A 22267-nucleotide genomic window follows, 5' to 3' on the forward strand; every position below is an offset into this window, starting at 1 on the left:
CACCCCGCACAGCGACCACCGGATGCCCACCGCCCGCGCGCTTCGGGCCAGCTGCACCGCCCGCGGCGACTCGTCCCCCGGAGACGGCATGACACGTCGAGTCCCCATCCGCCCCGCCCTGCCCCTGCTCCTCATCCTCACCCTGGTCGCCGGCGTACTCGCCGCGCCGACCCGTCAGGCACAGGCCGCGCCGGCCAAGACGCCGCCGCTGACCACCCCCTGGACCAGTCAGGCGCTTGTCGGCACACCACTGCCGGAGTACCCGCGACCGCAGATGACCCGACCGGACTGGCTCAACCTCAACGGTGAGTGGCAGCTGCGCCAGTCCGCCACCGACGACGCCCCACAGTTCGGCACCAACCTGCCCGAGCGGGTGAACGTGCCGTTCCCGGTGGAGAGCGCCCTCTCCGGGATCCAGCGGGCCGCCAACGACAACCGCAACTACCTTTTCTACAGGCGTACGGTCACCGTCCCGCCGAACTGGTCGGGCCGACGGACGCTGCTGCACTTCGGCGCTGTCGACTGGCAGAGCACCGTCTGGGTCAACGGCGTACGCGTCGGCGCGCACACCGGCGGCTACGACGCTTTCAGCTTCGACGTGACCCCGCAGCTGCGTGCCGGCTCGAACGAGATCGTCGTCAAGGTGTGGGACCCCACCGACACCCGGCAGAACAGCAGCCTTCCGGCGATCGGCAAGCAGACCAAGACACCCAGCGGCATCTTCTACACACCCAGCTCCGGCATCTGGCAGACGGTGTGGATGGAACCGGTGCCCGCTGCGTCGATCAGCAGCGTTGACGTCTATCCGAACCTCACGAACAACACATTGCGCGTACGGGTCTTCACCCGGGGCGACGTCGGCGGCCACAGCGTGCTCGCCGAGGCGCTGAACGGCACCACAGTGGTCGGCTCGGCCACCGGCGGCTTCACCGAGTTCAGCGTGCCGGTGCCCAACGCGCGCCGCTGGTCACCCGACGACCCGTTCCTCTACAACCTGCGGGTCACGCTGCGCAACGGCAGCGGCGCGACTGTGGACCGCACCGGTCACTACTTCGGCATGCGGGAGATCACCACGGGCCTGGTGAACGGGGTGCTGCGCCCCAAGCTCAACGGTCAGTTCGTGTTCCAGGTCGGCACCCTCGACCAGGGCTTCTGGCCGGACGGGCTGTATACCGCGCCCACCGATGCGGCACTCGCCTTCGACCTGCAGAAGCACAAGGACCTCGGCTTCAACATGGTCCGCAAACACATAAAGGTCGAGCCGCAGCGCTGGTTCTATCACGCCGACCGCCTCGGCCTGCTCGTCTGGCAGGACATCCCGTCGATGACAGCACAGGACGTCGACGCCAACGACGCCCAGCAGGCGCAGTTCGAGACCGAGGCGCGGGAGATCGTCGACGAGCACCGCAGCTCACCGGCGGTCGTCGCCTACACGACGTACAACGAGGGTTGGGGTGAGCGGAACCTGGCCGACACCCGGCGGGTCGGGCAGAACATCAAGAACCAGGACCCCACCCGCCTGGTCAACACCCACAGCGGCTACAACTGCTGCCAGTCGCTCGGCAACCCCGGCAACGGCGACATCGACGACTGGCACGTCTACCTGGGCCCGGACTCCCCCTCACCCTCGGCCAGCCGCATCGCCGTGCTCGGCGAGTTCGGCGGCCTGGGCCTGCACGTGCCCGGCCACGAATACAGCCCCAACGGCCAGTTCTTCGCCTACGAGTGGCAGCCCACGTCGGCGGTGCTCACCGACCGCTACGTGGGGCTTGTGCAGGGCACGCAGAACCTGATGCTCGGCAAGGGGCTCAGCGCCTCCGTCTACACCGAGATCACCGATCAGGAGGGCGAGCTGAACGGCTTCCTCACCTACGACCGGCAGGTCGTCAAGATGGACCAGGCCCGGGTACGCGCCGCCAACACCGCCCTCATCAACGCCTCGAAGTCGATCGGCAGCTCGGCGCCCGTCGCCCTGCCGCTCAACACCCGGCGGTCGTTGCAGGTGACCACTCCCGGCTACACGAACAGGTACCTGCGCCACCAGAACAGCATGGCGTACACCGAGGTGGTCGAGGCGGGCAGCTCGGCACTGCTCAAGAACGACGCCACGTACACCATCCGACCCGGCCTGGCCGACGCCAACTGCTACTCGTTCGAGTCGGTCAACTTCCCCGGGCAGTACCTGCGCCACCAGGAGTCCCGGGTGCGCAACTCGCCGAACGACGGGTCCGCGCTGCTGCGTGCCGATGCCACCTGGTGCGCCCGGGTCGGTCTGACCGGCAGCGGTGTCTCGTTGGAGTCGTACAACTTCCGCGGCAAGTTCCTGCGGCACTACAACTCGGAGGTCTGGCTCAGCAACGGCGCCGGCGGCGACGCGTACAACACGCCTGCGCTGTGGACCGCCGACAGCACCTGGAACATCGCCGCGCCCTGGGCGCCCTGACCGGCGTGTCCGCCGGGGTCGACCACACCTGGCCGGCCCCGGCGGGCAGCTGAACCAGCAGCCCAGCGAACATGTGAGGATACGGGCCATGCGCGCCGTGATCTTCGACGAGTTCGGAGCCCTCCCCGAGGTCCGCGACGTCCCGGACCCAGCGCCGCCGCCCGGAGGCGCCGTCATCCGGGTCGAGGCCACCGGGTTGTGCCGCAGCGACTGGCACGGATGGCAGGGGCACGATTCGGACATCCGCCCACCCCACGTCCCCGGTCACGAGTTCGCAGGTGTCGTCACGGCGGTCGGCGCCGACGTACGCGGCTGGCGGCCCGGCGACCGGGTCACCGCGCCCTTCGTGTGCGCGTGTGGGCGGTGCCCGGCCTGCCTCGCCGGCGACCAACAGGTCTGCGAGCGGCAGACGCAGCCCGGCTTCACCCACTGGGGGTCCTTCGCCGAGTACGTGGCGCTGCACGACGCCGACGTCAACCTGGTCCGGCTCCCCGACGACCTGGGCTACCCGGCCGCGGCGGCGCTCGGCTGCCGGTTCGCCACGGCGTTCCGCGCGGTGGTGCAGCAGGGGCGGGTGGCCGCTGGTGAGTGGGTGGCGGTGCACGGCTGCGGCGGTGTGGGGCTGTCCGCCGTGATGATCGCCGTGGCCTGCGGTGCGCGGGTGGTGGCGGTCGACATCGCCAGTGGCGCACTCGACCTGGCCCGGAGCCTCGGGGCCACTGTCTGCCTCGACGGCGGCGCCCTCACCGGCCCCGGCGCGGTAGCCGCCGCCGTTCGCGACGTGACCGGGGGCGGAGCGCACCTGTCGCTTGACGCCCTGGGCAGTCACGCCACCTGCGCCGCCTCGATCGAGAGCCTGCGGCGCAGGGGACGCCACATCCAGGTCGGGCTTCTTCCCGCCGTCCAGGGCCGTCCGGCGTTGCCGATGGATGTCGTGATCGCGTACGAGTTGGAGTTGCGTGGCAGCCACGGCATGGCCGCGCACGCCTACCCGGAGCTGCTGCGGCTGGTCACCGCCGGCGTGCTGCGCCCGGCCGACCTGGTCACCCGCACCATCGGCCTCGACGACGTACCCGACGCGTTGGCCTCGATGGACCGGCCCACCACGGGCGGAATGTGTCTCATCCGCCCGCGGTGAGCGGGGCCACGCGCCGCTCTCGGCCAGCGACGCCTATCCGCGACCCGCTGGCTCCACCGCGACGGCGCGACGTCGGCGCAGCAGCAGGACGAGCACGACGATGAGCACGATCCCGTCGGCGACCAGCAGGGTGGCGCCGAACGGGTCGACGCCGTGGGCGTGCCCGTCGGTGTCCGGTATGGCGTCGAGGATCTTGCCGGTGTCGCGGGGCACCGTGCCGGTGCCGACACTGAACCGCAGCGCGCCGCTGTCGTCATGCCCGTTGGTGAATGTGACGTGGTAGGCGACGCTGTAGTCACCGGCCAGGGTGACGCGGACCGGCTGGCGTAACCCCGTCTCCCCGGCCGTCCGGACCCGCCCGTCGTTGACCGTGGCCCCGGTGCTGTCGCGGACGGTGACGTGCGACAGCACCGGGTCGGCGCTTGTCGAGAGCCGCAGGGTGATCTCGTCCGGTGTGGTCGCCAGCACGGCGTCGCGGGCCGGGGTCACCGCCAGCACGCGGGCCGGTTCGCCGTCCGACTGCCGGACGGCGAGAGCGACGACGGCGGCGATCCCGACGGAGGCCAGGGCGGTGGCGACCGCCAGGGTACGGCGCACGGCGGACAAGACGACCCGCTCAGCCGACGGACGACGCGAGGGTCAGCCGGCGCTCGTTCCGGGGCGCGCAGGTGCACTGCATCTGCCGCAGCTCAGCGTCGTTCGGCCGCAGGTGCAGGTACATCGCGATAAGCATCGGGATGAAGACGATCGAGTTGTAGAACAGGTGCAGCTCGACGCGGGGCACGATGAGTTGCGCCAGGCTGGTGGGGACCGTCGTCCCGGGCAGCAGGAAACCCATCTGGACCTGCAACAGCAGCAGCAGGTGCTCGATGTGGTGCCAGAACTGGATCACCAGGGCGACGGTCCACCAGGTTTTCGCCCGGCCGACGAATCCGCCACGCAGGGCGAACAGGCCGATAAGCATGATGATCGCGTACGCGTAGTGCAGCCATTCCGAGCTGACCAGCCACGGGAACGGCATGCCCAGGACGCCACGTGCCTGCGGGCGGGCCCATCCGAGCCCCCAGATCTGGAAGGCCTGCACCAGATGCTCGGCCCAGTGGGCGAGCACGACGGCCATGTACAACCAGAGGACCGTGCGATGGTGCGGTCCGTTGATCGCACCCAGCAGTCCGCGACGCGAGGTGCTTTCCTTGGCCACGCTCATGTGTGTACTCCATCCAGGTGGCTGGATATCCCAGCAAGCACACTAGATGTCACCGCGCCGTCACTCTTCTTCCCGGTTGCGCACGTGTGGCGGCCGGATTTGGCCCCACGGCCCAAAAACGGCGTTCCGCTTGCGGTCCGGCGGCGGGAGGCGATGACTTTTCCCGCGTCCGGCCGTCATATCTGCAAGCACGGCACGAGGCCGACAGACGACCGGGGAGTGGTACGTGACAGTGGTTCAGGCGACCCGAGCCCCACTGGACCGCGCACGCGGTCCGCACGACTTGCGTGCCGCCTGCTGATGGACGATGGCGAGGGACCGTTCTCCTTCCTGCGCTCCCGGCTCGGGCCGGACATGGGGATGCGGGTGGTGGCCCTGCCGCCGGGCGGGGCGCTCGACTACGACGAGGCCGACTGGCGGGACGCGATAGTCGTGATCGAGCAGGGCCAGGTCGAGCTGGAGGCGGTAAGTGGCGCGCGACAGACCGTCGGGTGCGGCGACGTGCTGTGGCTGGCCGCTCTCCCGCTGCGGGCGCTGCACAACCGGGGCGCGGTGACGGCTCTGCTGGTGGCGGTCTCGCGCCGGAACCCACCCGACGCCTGACCCCGCCGGCGTGGCCGGCTTCGATGTCGGTGGCGAGGTTCTGGACGTGGGCGGTGGCCAGCGCGTACGAGTCGGAGCCGAGGACCTGGTGCAGGGGCGCGGCGCCGGTTCGGGCGATAGTGATGATGGCGGTGGCGGCCTTCGCGGGGTCACCGAGCTGGGTGCCGGGCATGGCGAGGTGGTTGGCGGTCATCTCGCGGATGCCGTCGTAGCCGTCGGCGGCCTGCTCGGGCAGACGCAGGCTGTGGGTGCGCAGGAAGTCGGTGCGCAGATAGCCCGGCTCGACCAGGTTGACGCGGATCCGATGGTCGACCACCCGGCCTTCGTCGTCGGCAGGCGCACGGACGTCCTCGCCTCGAACGTGCTGGCACGCGCCCTGCTCACCGACTGGACACGCCTGCCGTCCCGGCAGCGCAACTACACCCGGTGGGTCTTCCTCGACCCGGCTGCCCGGGACGCCTTTCTCAACTGGCCGACAGTGGCGGCCGAGGTGGTCGGCACCCTGCGTCTCTACGCCGGGCGGTTCCCCGACGACCCTCAGCTAAACGAACTGGTCGGGGAGTTGACCATCAAGAGCCCCGAATTCCGCACCTGGTGGAACGGCCACCGCGTGCACGAGCGCACGCACGGCATCAAGCACATGCGCCACCCGGCCGTGGGCCCCATCACCATCCGGTACGAGGCGCTGGCGCTGCCCGGCGACGAGGAGCAGACGCTGTTCGTCTACACCACCGACCCCGGAAGCCTCTCGCACGACAACATGCGCCTGCTCGCCCTCCTGGCGACCCAGCACCAGACGGACAGCACGCCCACCGGCAGCGCCCCGAAACGTGACGCGGCGCGGGACACCGTCACCGACTCGACCTGACAGGTCGGGTGAGCCCGTGGATCGGGCCGGGTGCGCGACGCACCCGGCCCGATCGGTAAGCGGTTAGGGACGGTTGTCGCGGCGCGGCGCGCGCCGGGGTGCCCGCGCCCCCGAGCCGCTCGGTGCCAGACCCGGCGGAATCAGCAGGGACCCGGACGATTTCGCGGAGCCGGCTTTACCGAAGCCGAGACCACGCGTCCCGCTGCCGGGCAGCAGCTTCTCGCCGCCGGGAGCACGGACGGACCGGTGCTGGCCCTGCGGCGTACGGAACACGTCGGCCGCCAGCTTGGATCGAGGAACGTCGGTGTTCAGGGCGATGATGTCGCCGAGCGACTTCCGATAGTCAATCTTGAAAGCCGCGCGGATGAGCGGGAGCAGCGGGTCGTTGCCGTAGTAGAACCGGTCCCCGTCGCGCATCGCGGTGAACTGCTTGCGCCAGATCGCCAACTGCAGCTCACCGAACTCCTTGCCGGGCAGGTTCGGCTCGGCCGACATGCCCACGAACGCGTCGAGCCGGTCGACGCTGCCGTACACGGCCTTGAGTCGGGCCGCGAGCGGGGTACGACGCTCGGCGCGTACGGCGTCGTCGGCCGCCACGGTCGTGCGCTTACCGGCGCCGTTGTAGAGGGCTGTGAAGTCCAGGCTGTCCAGGTCGTCGATTTCGGCACCGGGGGTGAGCTTCGGGTCGGCCGGGAAGGCCTCCGACCGCTCGCCGGTGATCGCCTTGAACGACGACTTGGCCGGTAGCCCGTAGGCCCTGCGCATGTCGTTGTAGCTCGGCATGCCGTGGTCGCGGCTTCGCGCGATGTCGATCGAGCCCAGGTCGTTGCGGCCCGGCAGGCACGCCGGCAGGGCCGGGTCGTCGGAGCAGGTGGGGTTGCCCGGCACGGGGATGAAGAACGGGAAGCTGCGCAGCATGTTGCTGATCAACTCGTCGTTGCGGGTCTGCGGACGCAGCCCGACGCCCTGCAGCATCGGTCCGAGTTGGAGCAGCTCCAGCAGGTCGGGGTTGAAGAAGGCGTCCTCGCCGAACGGAATCATCAGCCGGACCGTGTTGCCCTGCACCGTCACCTCGACGTCCAACTCCCGCAGCCGGTCGAGGGTCTGCTGGCTGTACCTGCCGACCTCGGCCTCAAGCCGGAAGTCGCCGCGGATCTGGCTGTGCGCGCGATATCCGACGGTCGCGAACTCGTTGCTCACCGAGAGGTCCACGCCGGGCTTGTAGCCGGTGTAGCGGGGCAACTCGACGCCGAGCGACGGCAGGAACTGGGTGTAGGTGATGTGCTGCTTCTCGGCGATCACCACCGCACGGGCGATCTCGAACTTGTCCTGCTCGGAGAGCCACTTCGGCAGCTGCGCGACGATCCGGTTGTGTTCCCGGGCGAAGAGCGTCTGAATGGCCAGCAGACCCGGGTTCTCGTTGGCGCGCTGGTCACCGGCGACCGCTGCCTTCTCCGGGGTGTTGAACAGCTGCCCACCGGCGACCATGTTCGGCGCCGTGGAGGCGTCCCCCCTGGTGTCCCGTCGGGGCAGATAACCGCCGGGCATCAGCAGCTTGGCCTTGTTGTTGCGCGGATCGCCGTCGACGACGCCCTCACGCATCCAGTCCAGCCGGTCGTGGCTGTTGCCGTAGACGGCGGCGGCGTCGAGCTGGGAGCTGACCGTGTTGATATGCTCCCGGGGCGTGGTGACGCCTGTGTCGTCGGCGGGGCGGGACCTGTCGAACGGGACGATGCCGATGTCGTTGCGGAACGACTCCATCGGGTCGGAGTTGTCGAACACGATGTTGCGGGTCTCACCCGGAGGGCTGACCAGGCGCCGGCCGAGCCGCTGGGCGACCGAGTGGTCGACGAACTGGCCCCACACGAAGCCCCACTGGCTCACCTGGTTCGGCGAGTAGATGTTCACGTCGGCGTCGTTGAAGATCCGGTTGCTGACGTACCGCTCGGGCGGCAGGTCGACGATCTCGCTGATTCCGTCGGCGTACCAGGCCGGCCCGACCCGGGGGTAGATGGTGTCGATCTTTCCCCAGCTGGGGTTGGCCCGGTTGTTGCCGGAGCCGTCGATGCTCTGCACCTCCCAGAGGCCGAGAATCCGGTCCGAGCCGCCACTGCCGGCGTGGGCCGGGCCGCTGAGCCCCACCCCGGCAGCCACCACTAGTGCGACGACCCCGGCCTGGGCCGCCCTGGTTGATCGGGCCCGGCCACGTCGGCCGGATACGGCTACGCGCATGCCCCTCTCCTTCCCTTGAATTGACGAAAACGATGGGACGGAGACTGGCGACCCCGTCGCTGGCGCCGAGCGCCACGTGCAACTGTCGATCTCCCCGGTAGTGTCGTCGCCCCCCGTACGCGGACGCTTCTTCCGCCTTGCGGAGCGGGGCGATCAGCAGTCGGTCACGGCCGGCCGGCCGGCGACGGCCGCGTCCCCACGAAGGGCCTACGCTGCGACGACCAGGCGTCCACGTCGTTGTCGGCGTTGAGGATCGCCTGATGCAGGCGCTGGACCGGAGCACCGGGTTCGAGGCCCAACTCGGTGACGAGGTTGCCCCGCACCCGGTGGAAGACCTCAAGCGCCTGCGCCCGCCGACCACTGAGGTGCAGCGCCCACATGTACTGCGCGTGCAGCCCCTCGTGCAGCGGGTTCTCGACGATCAGGGCGGCCAGCTCGGTCAGCACCTCGCGGTGCATGCCCAGCCGCAGCTCGGCGTCGACCAGATACTCCAGGGTGACGAGCCGGGACTCCTCCAACTGCCGGCGGCGCGCCTCCAGCAGCCGGCCCACTGTCACGTCCACCAACGCCCGTCCCTGCCACAGCCGCAGCGCCTCCGACAGGTGCCGCACGGCCCTGTCGTCGTCCCCGTCGGCCAGCGCCTGCCGCCCCCGCAGGGCCAGCAGCTCGTACCGGCGCAGGTCCAAACCGGTCTGACGACTACGCAGCAGGTACCCGCCGGTGCGGGTCTCCAGGAGGTCGGTGCTTACCACCGCCGCGGGCCAGCCGGTCGCGGCGGCGAGGTGCTTGCGCAGGCTGAGGATGTACGTCTGCACTGTGGTCGACGCGCTGGCCGGTGGGTCGTCCCCCCACAGCTCGGTGCTCAGCGAGGACGCGGGCACCAACTGGTCGGCGTGCGCGATAAGCACGGCGAGGACGTTGCGCACCTTCGGCGCCGTCGGCGTCCAGTCGACTCCCCGCACGCGTACGGACATTGGTCCCAGCACGGCCATCTCGATAGGTTGATCCGTAGCTTTCACGCGCGCCCCTGCTCGTGTCGACGTGAGCGGATGTTTATGGTCATCGGCGGCACGTCGCGTCCGCATCCTCTACCGTGCCCGCCGCCCACCGGGGCGCGTGCGACAGCCCTCGATCACGGTTCAACCAGCCGTCGAGCGGCACGACCTACGCTGCCACCACCTGTCGGCCCCGCCGACGTACCCGAGCCCCGCCCGCCCCGCACGGCCCGGCGCGGCGGCGGCGGGGCGCCTGCCGTCCCGCCACCTGACGCAGGGCCGTATGGAGGTGTGGCGATGATCGACGCGACGACCGACGACGGCCCGAGGCGAGTCGCCGTGCTCGGCGCGACCGGCTGTGTCGGGCGGGCCGTCTGCGCGGCGTATGCCCGGCGCGGCGACCGGGTCCTCGCCGTCGCCCGGACGCCGCTGCCCGACGTCGGCGCCGCTCCGCTGCCCCTCGACGTCGCCGCGACCGCGCCCGCCGACCTGGCCCGGATCCTCGCCGCCGAGGGCGTGGACACGGTGGTGAACGCCGCTGGCGGGTGGGCACGCCCCGAGGAGCTGAAGCGGGGGCATGTCCAGCTCGTCCGCCGGCTCGTCGCCGCCCTCGGCGCGATGGAGACCCGGCCCCGGCTTGTGCACATCGGCTCGGTCCACGAGTACGGTCCGCAGCTCGCGGGCACAAGCGTCAGCGAGACAGCCGACCTCCGGCCGGACACCGCGTACGGCCGGGTGAAGCGGGCCGGCAGCGGGATCGTGCTCCGGGCGGCGCAGGCCGGCACGGTGGACGCCGTGGTGCTGCGGGCGGTGAACGTGTACGGCCCGTACACCACTCCCGCGAGTTTCCTGGGGGCGCTGCGCGACCGGCTGCGACGGGCCGGCCCGGAGGGGCTGACGGTGCGTGTCGCCGCAGCCCGCCGGGACTTCGTCGACGCCCGCGACCTGGCCGAGGCGGTGGTGCTGGCGGCCCGCGCCCCCGTCACCGGGCAGGCGATCAACATCGGGCGGGGCGTCGCCGAGGACGTCCGGGACCTGGTCCGGGTCCTGCTGGCGACGTCCGGCATCCGACCGGAGGCGGTGTCCCTTATCGACGCCCCGGTGCCCAGCAACGGCGGCCCGTGGACGCGAGCCGACATCCGCGCGGCCCGACGCCTACTGGGGTGGACCCCCCGAACCGGGGTCCGGGAGTCGATCGAGGCCCTGTGGGAGCAGGGCTGAGCGTCAGTGCCGCCCGGTCACGAAGGTGCGGATGGTGTCGATCACGAAGTCGGCCATCTCCAGCGTGATGCCGGGGTACACGCCGATCCAGAAGGTGTGCTCGGTGACGAAGTCCGAGTTGGCCAGGTCCCCCACGATGCGGCACGGCACGTCCTGGTACGCCGGGTGCCGGGTCAGGTTGCCGGCGAAGAGCCGCCGGGTGCCGATCTTCCGGTCCTCCAGGCACGCCACCAGCTCCTGGCGGGTGAACGGGGCCTCGGGCCGCACGCTGATCGGGAAGCCGAACCAGCTCGGGTCGCTGTCCGGGGTCGCCTGCGGCAGCAGGAGGCCGGGCAGGTCCGCGAGCCCTTCGTACAGGTGGCGGAAGTTGCGCCGCCGGGCCTCGATGAACTCCGGCAGCCGCCGCAACTGACTGAGTACGAGCGCGGCCTGCGGGTCGGTGGCCTTCAGGTTGTAGCCGACGTGCGAGTAGACGTACTTGTGGTCGTAGCCGGCGGGCAGGGTGCCCAACTGGTAGTCGAACCGCTTGAGGCAGGTGTTGTCGGTGCCGGGCTCGCACCAGCAGTCCCGGCCCCAGTCCCGCAGCGACTCGACGATGCGGGCCAGCTCCAGGCTGCCGGTCAACACGCAACCCCCCTCGCCGGCGGTGATGTGGTGCGCCGGATAGAAGCTCACAGTGGTGAGGTCGCCGAAGGTGCCGGTCAGTCGGCCACGGTACGTCGAACCGACCGCGTCGCAGTTGTCCTCGACGAGATAAAGATCGTGCTCGGTGGCCAGGTCCGCGATCTCCGCGACGGGGAACGGGTTGCCCAGGGTGTGCGCGATCATGATCGCCCGCGTACGCGGCGAGATCGCCTCGGCGACCCGCTCGGCGGTGGTGTTGTAGGTGCCCAACTCCACGTCGACGAAGACCGGCACCAAGCCGTTCTGCAGGATCGGGTTGACAGTGGTCGGGAAGCCGGCGGCCACCGTGATCACCTCGTCGCCGGGCCCCAGCCGTGCCTCACCGAGCTTCGGGGAGGTCAGCGCGGTCAGCGCGAGAAGGTTCGCCGACGAGCCCGAGTTGACCAGGTGCGCCTTGCGCAGCTTGTAGTAGGCGGCGAACGCGCTCTCGAAGCGCCGCGCGCTGATCCCGGCGGCGATCCGCATCTCCAGTGCGGCCTCGACGAAGGCGGCGCGGTCGTCCTCGTCGAGCACCGCCCCCGACGACAGGATCGGGGTCATCCCGGGCACGAAGTCTGTCGACTCCTTCTCCCGGTGGTATTTGCGGGTCTGTTCGAGCACCAGATCCTTCAGCGACGTCATGTTCGCACCCTCTCCGCTCCACGATCGGTACGCCCATGGTCAACGCCACCGGTCGAGGATCCGTCGAGGAACGGTGGAGGCACCGCCGGCCGGGCCGTCCCGGCCGGCGGTGCGGCCCGTCAGGCGCGGCGCCCCAGGTACGCCAACAGCTTGGTCTGCTCGTCCGCGCCGGGCGGCGGCTCGAGGGCGGGCCCGCTCACCATGCGGCTGCGCACCACCTCTTCCCCAACCATCCGCAGCGACTCCCACGCCTTGTCGATGTCGGACTGGTCGATCCGCTCGTCCTGGCCTGTGGCGCGGGCCAGGTCCCAGCCGTGCACGACCAGCTCGGTGGAGACCGCGCTGTCGATCGCCTGGGAGAAGGTGCGCAGGCCGAACCGCCCGTCGAACTCCGCGCGGGCCTGCTCGGGGTCGTTCAGGCTGGTCTCGATCTGGTCCCGTACGCGCACGAACGCCTTGTACGGGTCGACGTCCACGCCGGGGCCCTCCGGCACCGGCAGGTCGACCATGCTGAGGTGGATCTCGCTCATCTCGACGACGTGCGCGACGAGGTCACGCACGGTCCACTCGGTGCAGGGCGTCGGCCCCGACCACGCGTCCGCTCCGACCGCGGCGACCCGGTCGGCGAACTGCGCGCCGAGCCGGGCGAACCGGTCGGCTACGGCTTGCTCCTCCGCCGTGAGCCCCGCACCACGCACCGACGGATCGGCTGTCCGTCCAGGCTTGACCGTTGACATAACCGCTCTCCTGCCACTCGACGTCAGGTGGCCCCGGCGGACGCCAGTCCTGGCGGCACCGGGGCACTACCTGTACGACGGTCGGCAGGCGCGAAAATCATCGGCGGAACGCCCGGTTCGGCGTGTCGTCCACCGATTTGCCCGGCAACGCCGCCACTCAGCAACGCCACTCAGCAACGCCACTCAGCAACGCCGCTCCGGCAACGCCGCTCCGGCAACGCCGCTCCGGCAACGCCGCTCCGGCAACGCCGGCACCGACGACGCGGCCGTCCGACGACGCCGCCCGACGGCGTGCGATGGGTGGGCCGTGCGGCGTCAGTATTCGACGACGGCGCGGAACCGCACCTCGCCCTTGGCGACGCGGTCGACGGCCTCGGCCACCCGGTGCGCCTCGAACGTCTCCACCCACGGGGTGACCTTGCCCGCCGCGACCAGGTCCAGCGCCTCCCGTAGCAGGTGGGGGCCACCATGGGTGGCGCCGGTGATCCGCTGCCCCTGCGCGAAGAACGGGTAGGCCATGGCCGGCGGGATGGTGAACGGCTCGGCGCCGTCGATGCCGGCCAGCACCATCCGCCCCTGCACCCGCAGCCCGGCGAGGCAGGCGGCGGCCGCCCGGTGGGACGGGGCGGTGAGCAGGACCACGTCGGCGCCGCCCGCGGCGCGCAACTGGTCCCCGTCGGCGACCACCAGGTCGGCGCCGAGCTGGCGGGCCGCCTCGTGCTTGTCCGCCGAGCCGGTGACCGCGATGGTCTCGTGCCCGCACGCCTTGGCGTACTGAAGGGCCAGGTGGCCGAGGCCGCCGATGCCGATCACGGCCACCCTGTCGTGCGGGCGGGGCTCCGCCGCGCGCAGCGCCGACCAGGCGGTGTAACCGGCGCACATCACCGGGGCAGCCAGCTCCCAGGCGAGCCCGTCGGGCAGGAGCACCGTCGACTCGGCGGCAGCCACCAGATATTCGGCGTGCCCGCCGGGTGCGGTGAACCCGGTGGTCGTCGGCGCGGGGCAGTTCAGCGCGGTCTGCCCGGTCACCGGCAGGCCGCGCAGGCAGTAGTCACACCTGCCGCAGCCGGACCGTACCCAGGTCACACCGACCCGGTCACCGGGACGCCGGCTCGTCACCCCCGCACCCACGTCGACCACCTCGCCGACCGGTTCGTGCCCGGTGACGGCCGGCTCGATCGCCGGGAAGGGCAGCATCCCCCGGGTGGCGAGTACGTCGTTGACGCACACCCCGCAGGCCCGTACGCGAACGAGAACCTCGCCGGGTCCCGGCTCGGGGTTCGCCACCTCACGCAACTCCCAGGCAACGTCGACTCCCGGCACAACCGCCGCTCTCATCACCAACCACCACCCGTCCTGTGCACGACTCGAAATCGGTTCCGTCCGAACGCCACGGCGTCAGACCGGCGGCGCGGGCGGGCGGACGATCGTCCGCCCGCGCCGTTCCTGCATGCTCGCCCCGGCCCGACCGGCGCTACATCCTTGCGATTGCCGCATCACGGCGACGGCCGGTCAGGGCCGACGGTCGGCCAACGCCACAAGCGCCGGAACGATCTCGGCGGGGCTGGGAATCGCCTGCCAGGTGTCGCGCAGCCTTGTCGCGGCCTCCCGGAAGGCCGGCTCGCTGAGCACCCGGTGGATGTCCGCCCGAATCTCCTCGACGGACTGCTTCTGGTGGTCGAGCCGGACCCCGGCGCCCTGGTCGGTGACGTAGCTGGCGCAGGGCGTGGCCAGCAGGTTCTTCTCCGGGTGCAGCCAACCGGCCGCCTCCTCGGCCGCCTGCCCGGTCTCGGCGCCGAACTCCCGGCCGGCCCGGTAGGTGCCGCTGTCGGCCTCGGCCGGGGCCGCCGACGCGGGGCGGAAGAGCAGCGAGTCGTCGGTGTCACAGACCAGTTGCGGGATGCCCGCGGCGATGGCGGAGCTGAGCGTTCCCATGCCGCCGTGGTGCACGAGAACGTCGCAGGTGGGCAGCAACTGGGTGAGCGGCACCCACTCGATCGCACGTACGTTGTCCGGCAACGTGCCCACGGCCTCCAGTTGCAGCGGGCTGAGCGTGGCGACCACCTCGACGTCGAGCTCGGCCAGGGCGGCCAGCAGCTTGGGCGTACGACCCCAGTCGCCCGCCACGTAGCGGCGGGTGGACTCGCCGAGCGACAACGCGACACGGGGCCGCCCCTGCGGCCGGGCGTACAGCCAGCGCGGGAAGACCGACGCGCCGGTGTAGGGGACCTTGCGAACCGCCACCTTCGAGGTGGCGGTGGAGAGGCTGAGCCCCTTGGGCAGCGGGTCGACTGTGAACTGTCCGAGAAGGAGCTCGTCGTCGACCGTCATCCCGTACCGCTCGGCGAGCGGGCGGACCAGGTCGCCGAGCGGGTCGGTGGCGAGCCCGGCGCTGCGCACGGCGTCCCGATGCGCGGCAAGCCGCTCCTGGCTGAACGCGAAGTAGTCCAGGTTGCTGCCGAGCAGCCGGCCGTGTGCCGCGCCGGCGGCCCGCGCCGCCACCGCACCGGCCGGGAAGACCAGATCCCACAGCACCAGGTCCGGACGCCAGGCGCGAGCGAACTCGACCAGATCCGGCGCGTCGGGCAGGTCCGCGCGGACGTAGTCCGAAGCCGGGTTGAGGTTCCACTGGTAGAAGGCGATCCAGTGCTCGCGCTCCTCCGGGCTCAGGCCCATGGCCCGCGCGTACGCGTTGACGTTCTCCGGCGTCGGTGGCTGGCGGGCGTCGTCGCGCAGTCGTGGCTCCGGTGACCCCGCGTCGCCAAGCGCGACCGGGACCAGGCCGGTGCTGGCGATGGTGTCGGCGAAGCCGGCGTGGGACGCGACCCGGACCTCGTGCCCGGCGCTCTGCAAAGCCCAGGCGTACGGCACGACGGGGTACAGATGAGCCACGGCTGGATAGACGGTTATCAAGACACGCACGGGTCCTCCTCGGGCACGCGGGGTGACTGTCGGTCCTCGGCGTCCGGGCACGGCACACCCCACTCGGGCAGGCACGGACACCGCACCGGCACCGGCACGGCGGTCGCCGGCCTGGTGATCAGGATGCCGACACCACGCCGGCCCGGCTTCTCCTGCTGTGCGCAGGCCCGCACCGGTTCGTCCGACCGGCAGCCCGCCCGGTTGACGGTGGGCAATCGGGAAGTTGCTGTCCGTTCGCGGCCGGTTGGACGATGAGCGCCGGACGACATCGGATCCTGCGGGCGACATGTGTGCCAACACGCGTGCGGCGACCCGTGGGCAGTGAGGGGTGACCCATGGCGATTACCGAAGCCGTCGACCCGCCGGCCTTCCCGATCCCCCGGGAATGCCCGTACCGGCCGTCAGCCCGACACGTCGACCTGCGGGCGGACAGCCCGATGACCAAGGTCAAGCTCTACAACGGACGTATTGCCTGGTTGGTCACCGGAGCGGCGCAGGCCAGGGCGGTGCTCTCCGACTACCGGCGGGTGTCGATCCGCCCGTACCACGGCAACTATCCACTGTTGAACGAAGAGTTCGAGAAGGTCGTCGACAGCGGCTACGCGGACGTCCTGTTCGGGGTGGACCCTCCGGAGCACACCAAACAACGCTCGATGATCATGCCGAGCTTCACGCTGCGGCGTACCGCGCTGCTGCGCGAGGACATCCAGCGCATCGTCGACGAGAAGCTCGACGACATGATGCGCCACGGCGCGCCGGCGGACCTGGTGAGCATGTTCGCCCAGCCGGTGCCCTCGATGGTGATGAGCACGGTGCTCGGCGTGCCGTACGACGAGCACGAGGATTTCGAGACGCCCGCGCACAAGCTCTTCGTGCCGGAGCTGGCCGACGAGGCCACCACCGAGCTGGGCGAGTACCTCGACCGGCTGATCCAGAAGAAGGAGAACGACCCGGGCGCCGGTGCCGTCGGTCTGCTCGACGACCTGATCGCCAACCACCTGCACACGGGTGAGCTGACCCGCTCGGAGCTCGTGCACATCGCCATGGCGATGCTCGTGGCCGGCACCGACACCACCACCAACGTGATCTCGCTGGGCACGATGGCGCTGCTGGACAACCCCGAGCAGTGGGAGGCGCTGCGGGCCGACCCGGAGATCGTGCCGGCCGCCGTCGAGGAGATTCTGCGCTACGTCTCCCTCGTCGAGGCCTTTGCCCGGGTCGCGGTGGAGGACATCGACCTGGGCGACGGCAACGTGATCCGCAGCGGCGAGGGGATCCTGATCAGTTGCGCCGGGGTCAACTTCGACCCGGCGCACGTCCAGGAGCCGAACACGTTCGACATCCGCCGGTCCGCCAAGCCCAGCTTCTCGTTCAGCCACGGCATCCACCGCTGCCCCGGCGACAACCTCGCCCGGTTGGAGCTGGAGATCGCCTTCAAGACGCTCGTCGAGCGGATGCCCAACCTGCGCGCGGCGGTCCCGCTCGACAACCTGCCCAGCAACAACAACGACGGCACCCTGCAACGGCTGTACGAGTTGCCCGTGCAGTGGTGACCGGCCCTGACGGCTACGAGGCGAAGGAGCAGCATGGCACAGCCCCGCACCGGCCAAGCCGGTGACGCGACCGGCGAGGCCCTGGAGTATCGCGGCATCGCCTACGACACCGGCACGAACTTCGCCACCGGCCAGGGCGACCTGTCCCGGATGGCGTGGAGCAGACGCCAGATGCTTGAGGAGTTGAGCCTGATCAGCGATCAGCTCAACTGCAACTCCATCACGATCTACGGCACCGACCTGGAGCGGCTGCGGGAGACCGCGGAGGCCGCGATCGAGCGGGACCTGCACGTACGGTTGCAGCCCCGGCTGGTGGACCGGCCGCAGGGTGAGGTGCTCGACCACCTCGCCGAGGCCGCCCGGCTGGCCGAGTCGCTGCGCCAGCAGGACGCCCGGATCGACCTGACCGTCGGCGCGGTGCACCTGCTGTTCACCCCGGGCATCACCGACGGCGAGCAGTACCACCAGCGGATGGCCAACGCGTACGCGGACGCGGACCATCACCTGCTCCACCCGACCGGCCAGATCGACTTCGCGGAGGCGTCGCCGCGGCTCAACGAGTTTCTGGCGCGGGCCAGCAAGGTGGCGCAGCAGGCGTTCGCCGGGCCGGTCAGCTATTCGGCAGCGCCCTTCGAGCAGGTCGACTGGTCGCTGTTCGACCGGATCGGGCTGATGTGGCAGTACCTGCCCACCCACCACACGCCGGAGCAGCACCATGCGGTGCTCGACGGCTACCGCCGTTGGGGGCTGCCCATCCAGGTCGCCGAGTTCGGCACCGCCACCTATCAGGGTGCGGAGGAAAAGGCGTTCTTCTTCTGGGACGTGGTGGACCGGTCCGGTCCGACGCCGCTCGTGTTCGACGGTGTGATCCGTGACGAGGGTCGTCAGGCGGCGTACCACCTGCGGATGTTCGAGCTGTTCGAGCAGGCCGGGGTGAACGGCGTGTGGGTTTCGGAGTTCATCCACCCGACCCACCCGCACTCCGCCGATCCCCGCCTCGACCTGGACACCGCGAGCATGGCGATCGTCAAGACGATCCGGGACGACTTCGCCGACACGGCGTCGACGTACCGGGTCGAGCCGAAGGAGTCCTTCCACGCCATCGCCGACCATTACGCGCACCTCGGCTTCCAGGCGGCCCGCCGCTGAACCTCCGGCCGGTCCATCGCGGTCCGGCCGACAACCACAGTCACCGCAGCCCGCCGCGCCCGCGTCGGCACCCGGCCGGGGGACCCTTCGAGGTCCCCCGGCCAGCCGGCGGGAGGGGTCAGGTCCCGTCCCGCGTGCCACGGTCGGCGCTGGGCCCGACCCCCAGGAGCACCATGCGAACCGTCCACCGGACCTGCCCGATCTGCGACGCCGTCTGCGGCCTGCGGCTCACCCTCGACGACAACGACCACGTCACCTCCGTCCGGGGTGACCCCGACGACCCGTTCAGCGGCGGGTACGTCTGCCCGAAGGGTGCCAGCCTCGGCCGGCTCGACGAGGACCCGGACCGGCTGCGCACGCCTATGGTCCGCGATGGGGACCAGTGGCGGGAGGTGAGCTGGGAGGAGGCCTTCCGCCGGGTCGACGAGGGCCTCAGCGGGGTGATCGCGAAGCACGGCCGCGAGGCGCTCGCCGTGTACTTCGGCAACCCGACCTACCACACCATGGCGGGCTTCATGTACCGCGAGCCGATGACCCAGGCCCTCGGTAGCCGCAACGTCTTCTCGGCCAGCACTATCGACCAGATCCCGAAGCACGTCTCGACCGGCTACATGTTCGGCGACCCGTTCGCCATCGCGGTGCCCGACGTGGACCGGACCGACTACCTGCTGATCATCGGGGCGAACCCGTTGGAGTCACACGGGTCGCTCTGCGCCGCGCCGGACTTCGGGAACCGGCTGCGGGCGCTGCGGGCCCGGGGCGGCCGGGTGGTGGTGGTCGACCCACGACGGACCCGCACCGCGGCATTCGCCGACGAGCACCTGCCGGTCCGTCCCGGCACCGACGCGTTCCTGCTCCTCGGGATCGTCCACACCCTCTTCACCGACGGGCTGACCCAGGTCGACGTGGAGGTGGAGGGCCTCGACGAGATGCGCGCCCTGGCCGACGAGTTCAGCCCGGAGGCGGTGGCGCCGGTCTGCGGAGTCGCCGCCGCCGACATCCGACGGCTCGCCCGTGACCTGGCCGCCGCGCCCACCGCAGCGGTCTACACCAGAGTGGGTACGTCCACAGTCGAGTTCGGCACCCTGGCCCAGTGGCTTGTCGACGTGGTGAACATCCTCACCGGCAACTTCGACCGCCCCGGCGGGGTGATGTTCACCCGGACGGCGGCGCTGGAGATCTTCCGCACCGGACAGCCGTTCACCACGGGACGGTGGCACAGCCGGGTCCGCAAGCTGCCGGAGGTGCTCGGGGAGATCCCTGTGGCGACCCTCGCCGACGAGATCGACACCCCGGGCGAGGGTCAGATCCGCGCGTTCGTCTGCATCGCCGGCAACCTGGTGCTCTCGGCGCCGAACGGGCCACGACTGGACCAGTCGCTGCCCGACCTGGACTTCATGGTCGCGATCGACCCGTACCTCAACGAGACCACCCGGCACGCGGACGTCATCCTGCCTCCGCCCCGGATCCTGCAGATGCCGCACTACGACTTCCTGCTGTTGATCGTGACGGTCCGCAACTACACCCGGTTCTCGCCGCAGATCCTGCCGCTGGCACCGGGCCAGCCGTCCGAGGCCGAGATCATGGCCCGGCTGCTGCTGATCATCACCGGTCAGGGTGCCGACGCCGACCCGGCACTGGCCGACGAGGCGATCATCGACGCGGTGCTGCGCGGCGGCACGTCCGCGCCGGGTTCGCCGCTCGCCGGCGCGGACGTGGCGCAGCTGCGCGCCGAGTTGACAGGCGACAGCGGCCCGGAGCTGATGCTCGACGCGATGTTGCGGCTCGGGCCGTACGACCTGTCGTTGGAGAAGCTGCGGGCCAATCCGCACGGCATCGACCTGGGGCCGTTGGAGCCGCGCCTGCCGGAGTTGCTGCGCACCGCGTCGGGGCGCGTCGAGCTGGCCCCGCCGCCGTTGACGGCGGACGTGGCGCGACTGCGGACCCGCTTCGCCGGGCCGCAGCCGGAGTTCCTCCTCGTCGGCAGGCGCCAGCTGCGCTCGAACAATAGCTGGCTGCACAACACCGAGTCGCTGACCGGCGGCAGCAACAGGTGCACCCTGCACGTCAACCCGGCCGATGTCACACGGCTCGGCCTCGGCGGGCACGCCGTCGTCCGGTCCGCCACAGGCGAGGTCGTCGTGCCTGTGGAGCCGAACGACACGGTGATGGCCGGCGTGGTGAGCCTGCCGCACGGCTGGGGGCATCGCCGTACCGGCCAGCGGTTGGCCGCCCGCGACCCGGGCGTCAACGCGAACGCCCTGACCGACGAGAGGGTCGTGGACGTACTCTCCGGCAACGCCGTGTTCAGCGGTGTCCCGGTGACTGTCGCGCCCGCGCCTGCTCCCGCGGACTGATCGCCACGACACAGCGCCCCCGCCCGATCCGGGCGGGGGCGCTGTCGACGGTCGGATCCCCGGCGGGCTGGCGACGCTGCCACCCACCGGGGATCCTCCACCGGCCGGCCGGGGCCGGCGGCGGGGTCAGCGAGGCACGGACGGAGCCCGCTCCTCACGCCGGGGGTACGCGAAGAGCCGCATCGCGGGCCGTTCCACGACTGTGTAGAGCACCCAGGAGACGAGGATGCAGACCAGGTAGACGCCGATCAGGAAGGCGAAGCCGGTGAACGTGTCGAACTGGTACGGCTGGTATGCCGCTCGCACGCCGAGTTGACCGTTCACCGCCGCGTGCAGCAGGAACAGGACGTGCACGTGGACCAGGAAGAACGCGTAGGAGATCTCGCCGAGCCAGACCATCGGCCCGTTGTTCAGCAGCGAGCGGCGGCCCGCCACGTCGCCCGCCGCGGCGGCGGTGATCAGCAGTGCCATGGGGACGAGCAGCACCGACTGGTAGCCGTCCATCAGGCTCAGCGGGATCGTCGCCGCGTAGACCGCGACAAGTAGCAGCGTCGGCAGCACGGTGCGCAGGCCGATCCAGCGACCCGAGATCAGGATCCGGGCCATCACCATGCCGACCAGGAACTCGAACAGCCGCGCCGGCGGGAAGAAGTAGATGAACCACTGCTCCGTCCAGGTCAGCGTTGTCGACATCGGGCTCAGCGGGCCGTCCGGCAGCGCCGCGCGGGCGATCACCGGCAGCAGCATGGCTCCGGCGGTGAACAGCCCGGCGGTGAGCCAGAGCCGCTGCGGCCGGATCCGGTTCACAAGCGGCAGCAGCAGCGGGAAGAGCGCGTAGAAGAGCAGCTCGACCGAGAGCGACCAGGTGACACCGTTTACCGCGAACAGGTGGTAATTCGGATCCGGCAGGAAGCCCTGGATGAGCGGAAGGCTGGCCAGGGTCGGCCCGAGCATGACCGGCAGACCGGCGATCAACATCAGGGCCAACACGCCGAGATAGACCACCACGTGATTGGGGAAAATCTTGAAGAAGCGTCGGCGATAGAACGCACCAGTGGAGTCGCTCGACCGGGCGGACCAGGTGAGGACAAATCCGCTGAGTACGAAGAAAAAGGCGACGCCGACCGATCCGGTGTTGTGGGCGAGTCTGCCGTACATCTCGTTGACGTCGCCGTTGCGGAACAACGGGAAGATCAGCCCGTGCCCGATGAACACCAGACTCGCGGCGATGATGCGCAGTGCGGTCAGGGACGGAAGTCTCGTCGGAACGGACTCCTTCGTCTGTGTCGACGCCTCGTCTATCGCTGTCATTTTCGCGGCCGTCCTCTCCGGGCGCCAGATCTATGTACACGGCAGACGCGACTGCCATTTGCGTTGCCGGCAATCTAGCAACGTGGATCCCCCGTCAGTTCTCCGGAAATGCTGATCTGCGGGCGCGTGGCAGCCGACCGGGCCGGGCCGCGGCAGCGCCCATCGCAATCGGGAGGATGCGCAGGCCAGCCAGGGAAAGAGACGGTTGACGGTGTCCTGTCAGCAG

17 protein-coding genes are annotated in these 22267 nt (G+C 70.6%); 8 read left to right on the top strand and 9 right to left on the bottom strand.

What is annotated here, in order from left to right; all coding sequences use genetic code 11:
- Window positions 1-88 precede the first annotated feature (88 nt).
- Window positions 89-2443, top strand: coding sequence for an AbfB domain-containing protein (locus ACFY2Q_RS16585; protein ID WP_387130999.1), 2355 nt, complete (start codon window positions 89-91; stop codon window positions 2441-2443).
- A gap of 88 nt (window positions 2444-2531) precedes the next feature.
- Window positions 2532-3581 (top strand): zinc-dependent alcohol dehydrogenase family protein, encoded by a 1050-nt coding sequence (locus tag ACFY2Q_RS16590; RefSeq protein ID WP_387131001.1) that lies wholly within the window; start codon window positions 2532-2534, stop codon window positions 3579-3581.
- A gap of 33 nt (window positions 3582-3614) precedes the next feature.
- Here ACFY2Q_RS16590 and ACFY2Q_RS16595 read toward each other — a convergent pair whose 3' ends face one another.
- Together ACFY2Q_RS16595 and ACFY2Q_RS16600 are read right to left on the bottom strand one after the other, a co-directional pair.
- Window positions 3615-4178 (bottom strand): copper resistance protein CopC, encoded by a 564-nt coding sequence (locus ACFY2Q_RS16595; RefSeq protein ID WP_387131003.1) that lies wholly within the window; start codon window positions 4176-4178, stop codon window positions 3615-3617.
- Between the two features lie 19 nt (window positions 4179-4197).
- Complete coding sequence (locus ACFY2Q_RS16600) at window positions 4198-4788, bottom strand: hypothetical protein (protein WP_387131005.1); 591 nt, start codon at window positions 4786-4788, stop codon at window positions 4198-4200.
- A 300-nt stretch (window positions 4789-5088) separates the two neighbouring features.
- Between ACFY2Q_RS16600 and ACFY2Q_RS16605 the strand changes: the two genes are divergently transcribed.
- Together ACFY2Q_RS16605 and ACFY2Q_RS16610 are read left to right on the top strand one after the other, a co-directional pair.
- Window positions 5089-5391 (top strand): hypothetical protein, encoded by a 303-nt coding sequence (locus ACFY2Q_RS16605; protein WP_387131007.1) that lies wholly within the window; start codon window positions 5089-5091, stop codon window positions 5389-5391.
- Between the two features lie 10 nt (window positions 5392-5401).
- Complete coding sequence (locus ACFY2Q_RS16610) at window positions 5402-6259, top strand: hypothetical protein (RefSeq protein ID WP_387131009.1); 858 nt, start codon at window positions 5402-5404, stop codon at window positions 6257-6259.
- Between the two features lie 63 nt (window positions 6260-6322).
- Here the strand turns inward: ACFY2Q_RS16610 and ACFY2Q_RS16615 are convergent, their stop codons facing one another.
- Both ACFY2Q_RS16615 and ACFY2Q_RS16620 read right to left on the bottom strand, forming a co-directional pair.
- Window positions 6323-8491 (bottom strand): peroxidase family protein, encoded by a 2169-nt coding sequence (locus ACFY2Q_RS16615; RefSeq protein ID WP_387131012.1) that lies wholly within the window; start codon window positions 8489-8491, stop codon window positions 6323-6325.
- 164 nt (window positions 8492-8655) lie between these two features.
- Window positions 8656-9483: a BTAD domain-containing putative transcriptional regulator gene (locus ACFY2Q_RS16620; protein WP_387131014.1), complete on the bottom strand. Its 828-nt coding sequence runs from the start codon at window positions 9481-9483 to the stop codon at window positions 8656-8658.
- A gap of 300 nt (window positions 9484-9783) precedes the next feature.
- Between ACFY2Q_RS16620 and ACFY2Q_RS16625 the strand changes: the two genes are divergently transcribed.
- Window positions 9784-10707 carry an NAD-dependent epimerase/dehydratase family protein gene (locus tag ACFY2Q_RS16625; protein WP_387131016.1) on the top strand — a complete coding sequence of 308 codons (924 nt, stop codon included), beginning with the start codon at window positions 9784-9786 and terminating at the stop codon, window positions 10705-10707.
- A gap of 3 nt (window positions 10708-10710) precedes the next feature.
- Here ACFY2Q_RS16625 and rfbH read toward each other — a convergent pair whose 3' ends face one another.
- The 4 genes from rfbH to ACFY2Q_RS16645 all read right to left on the bottom strand — a co-directional run bounded on the left by rfbH (window position 10711) and on the right by ACFY2Q_RS16645 (window position 15671).
- Window positions 10711-12012, bottom strand: coding sequence for a lipopolysaccharide biosynthesis protein RfbH (gene rfbH, locus ACFY2Q_RS16630; RefSeq protein WP_387131017.1), 1302 nt, complete (start codon window positions 12010-12012; stop codon window positions 10711-10713).
- A gap of 119 nt (window positions 12013-12131) precedes the next feature.
- The gene (locus tag ACFY2Q_RS16635; RefSeq protein ID WP_387131018.1) at window positions 12132-12749 is read right to left on the bottom strand and encodes a TIGR03086 family metal-binding protein; all 618 of its coding nucleotides are present in this window, start codon (window positions 12747-12749) and stop codon (window positions 12132-12134) included.
- A 315-nt stretch (window positions 12750-13064) separates the two neighbouring features.
- Complete coding sequence (locus ACFY2Q_RS16640; RefSeq protein ID WP_387131020.1) at window positions 13065-14087, bottom strand: alcohol dehydrogenase catalytic domain-containing protein; 1023 nt, start codon at window positions 14085-14087, stop codon at window positions 13065-13067.
- A 174-nt stretch (window positions 14088-14261) separates the two neighbouring features.
- Window positions 14262-15671, bottom strand: a complete 1410-nt coding sequence (locus ACFY2Q_RS16645; RefSeq protein ID WP_387131021.1) for a nucleotide disphospho-sugar-binding domain-containing protein — start codon at window positions 15669-15671, stop codon at window positions 14262-14264.
- Between the two features lie 335 nt (window positions 15672-16006).
- Between ACFY2Q_RS16645 and ACFY2Q_RS16650 the strand changes: the two genes are divergently transcribed.
- The 3 genes from ACFY2Q_RS16650 (at window position 16007) to ACFY2Q_RS16660 (ending at window position 20730) form a co-directional block, all read left to right on the top strand.
- Window positions 16007-17224, top strand: coding sequence for a cytochrome P450 (locus ACFY2Q_RS16650; protein ID WP_387131023.1), 1218 nt, complete (start codon window positions 16007-16009; stop codon window positions 17222-17224).
- Window positions 17225-17257: 33 nt separating this feature from the next.
- Window positions 17258-18373 carry an abortive infection protein gene (locus ACFY2Q_RS16655; protein WP_387131025.1) on the top strand — a complete coding sequence of 372 codons (1116 nt, stop codon included), beginning with the start codon at window positions 17258-17260 and terminating at the stop codon, window positions 18371-18373.
- A 173-nt stretch (window positions 18374-18546) separates the two neighbouring features.
- On the top strand, window positions 18547-20730 hold the full coding sequence (locus tag ACFY2Q_RS16660) for a molybdopterin-dependent oxidoreductase (RefSeq protein ID WP_387131026.1): 2184 nt from the start codon (window positions 18547-18549) through the stop codon (window positions 20728-20730).
- 126 nt (window positions 20731-20856) lie between these two features.
- Here ACFY2Q_RS16660 and ACFY2Q_RS16665 read toward each other — a convergent pair whose 3' ends face one another.
- The gene (locus ACFY2Q_RS16665; protein WP_387131027.1) at window positions 20857-22041 is read right to left on the bottom strand and encodes an acyltransferase family protein; all 1185 of its coding nucleotides are present in this window, start codon (window positions 22039-22041) and stop codon (window positions 20857-20859) included.
- Window positions 22042-22267 lie beyond the last annotated feature (226 nt).

It is taken from the genome of Micromonospora sp. NPDC000316 (assembly GCF_042898885.1).
Taxonomy (GTDB): domain Bacteria; phylum Actinomycetota; class Actinomycetes; order Mycobacteriales; family Micromonosporaceae; genus Micromonospora.

What these genes read in the sequence shown, in the direction of transcription:
- ACFY2Q_RS16585 (WP_387130999.1), top strand. Translation starts at nt 89, where the DNA reads ATGACACGTCGAGTCCCCATCCGCCCCGCCCTGCCCCTGCTCCTCATC.
- ACFY2Q_RS16600 (WP_387131005.1), bottom strand. Translation starts at nt 4,788, where the DNA reads ATGAGCGTGGCCAAGGAAAGCACCTCGCGTCGCGGACTGCTGGGTGCG.
- ACFY2Q_RS16620 (WP_387131014.1), bottom strand. Translation starts at nt 9,483, where the DNA reads ATGGCCGTGCTGGGACCAATGTCCGTACGCGTGCGGGGAGTCGACTGG.
- ACFY2Q_RS16655 (WP_387131025.1), top strand. Translation starts at nt 17,258, where the DNA reads ATGGCACAGCCCCGCACCGGCCAAGCCGGTGACGCGACCGGCGAGGCC.
- ACFY2Q_RS16605 (WP_387131007.1), top strand. Translation starts at nt 5,089, where the DNA reads ATGGACGATGGCGAGGGACCGTTCTCCTTCCTGCGCTCCCGGCTCGGG.
- ACFY2Q_RS16665 (WP_387131027.1), bottom strand. Translation starts at nt 22,041, where the DNA reads ATGACAGCGATAGACGAGGCGTCGACACAGACGAAGGAGTCCGTTCCG.
- rfbH (WP_387131017.1), bottom strand. Translation starts at nt 12,012, where the DNA reads ATGACGTCGCTGAAGGATCTGGTGCTCGAACAGACCCGCAAATACCAC.
- ACFY2Q_RS16635 (WP_387131018.1), bottom strand. Translation starts at nt 12,749, where the DNA reads ATGTCAACGGTCAAGCCTGGACGGACAGCCGATCCGTCGGTGCGTGGT.
- ACFY2Q_RS16650 (WP_387131023.1), top strand. Translation starts at nt 16,007, where the DNA reads ATGGCGATTACCGAAGCCGTCGACCCGCCGGCCTTCCCGATCCCCCGG.
- ACFY2Q_RS16625 (WP_387131016.1), top strand. Translation starts at nt 9,784, where the DNA reads ATGATCGACGCGACGACCGACGACGGCCCGAGGCGAGTCGCCGTGCTC.
- ACFY2Q_RS16660 (WP_387131026.1), top strand. Translation starts at nt 18,547, where the DNA reads ATGCGAACCGTCCACCGGACCTGCCCGATCTGCGACGCCGTCTGCGGC.
- ACFY2Q_RS16640 (WP_387131020.1), bottom strand. Translation starts at nt 14,087, where the DNA reads ATGAGAGCGGCGGTTGTGCCGGGAGTCGACGTTGCCTGGGAGTTGCGT.
- ACFY2Q_RS16590 (WP_387131001.1), top strand. Translation starts at nt 2,532, where the DNA reads ATGCGCGCCGTGATCTTCGACGAGTTCGGAGCCCTCCCCGAGGTCCGC.
- ACFY2Q_RS16615 (WP_387131012.1), bottom strand. Translation starts at nt 8,491, where the DNA reads ATGCGCGTAGCCGTATCCGGCCGACGTGGCCGGGCCCGATCAACCAGG.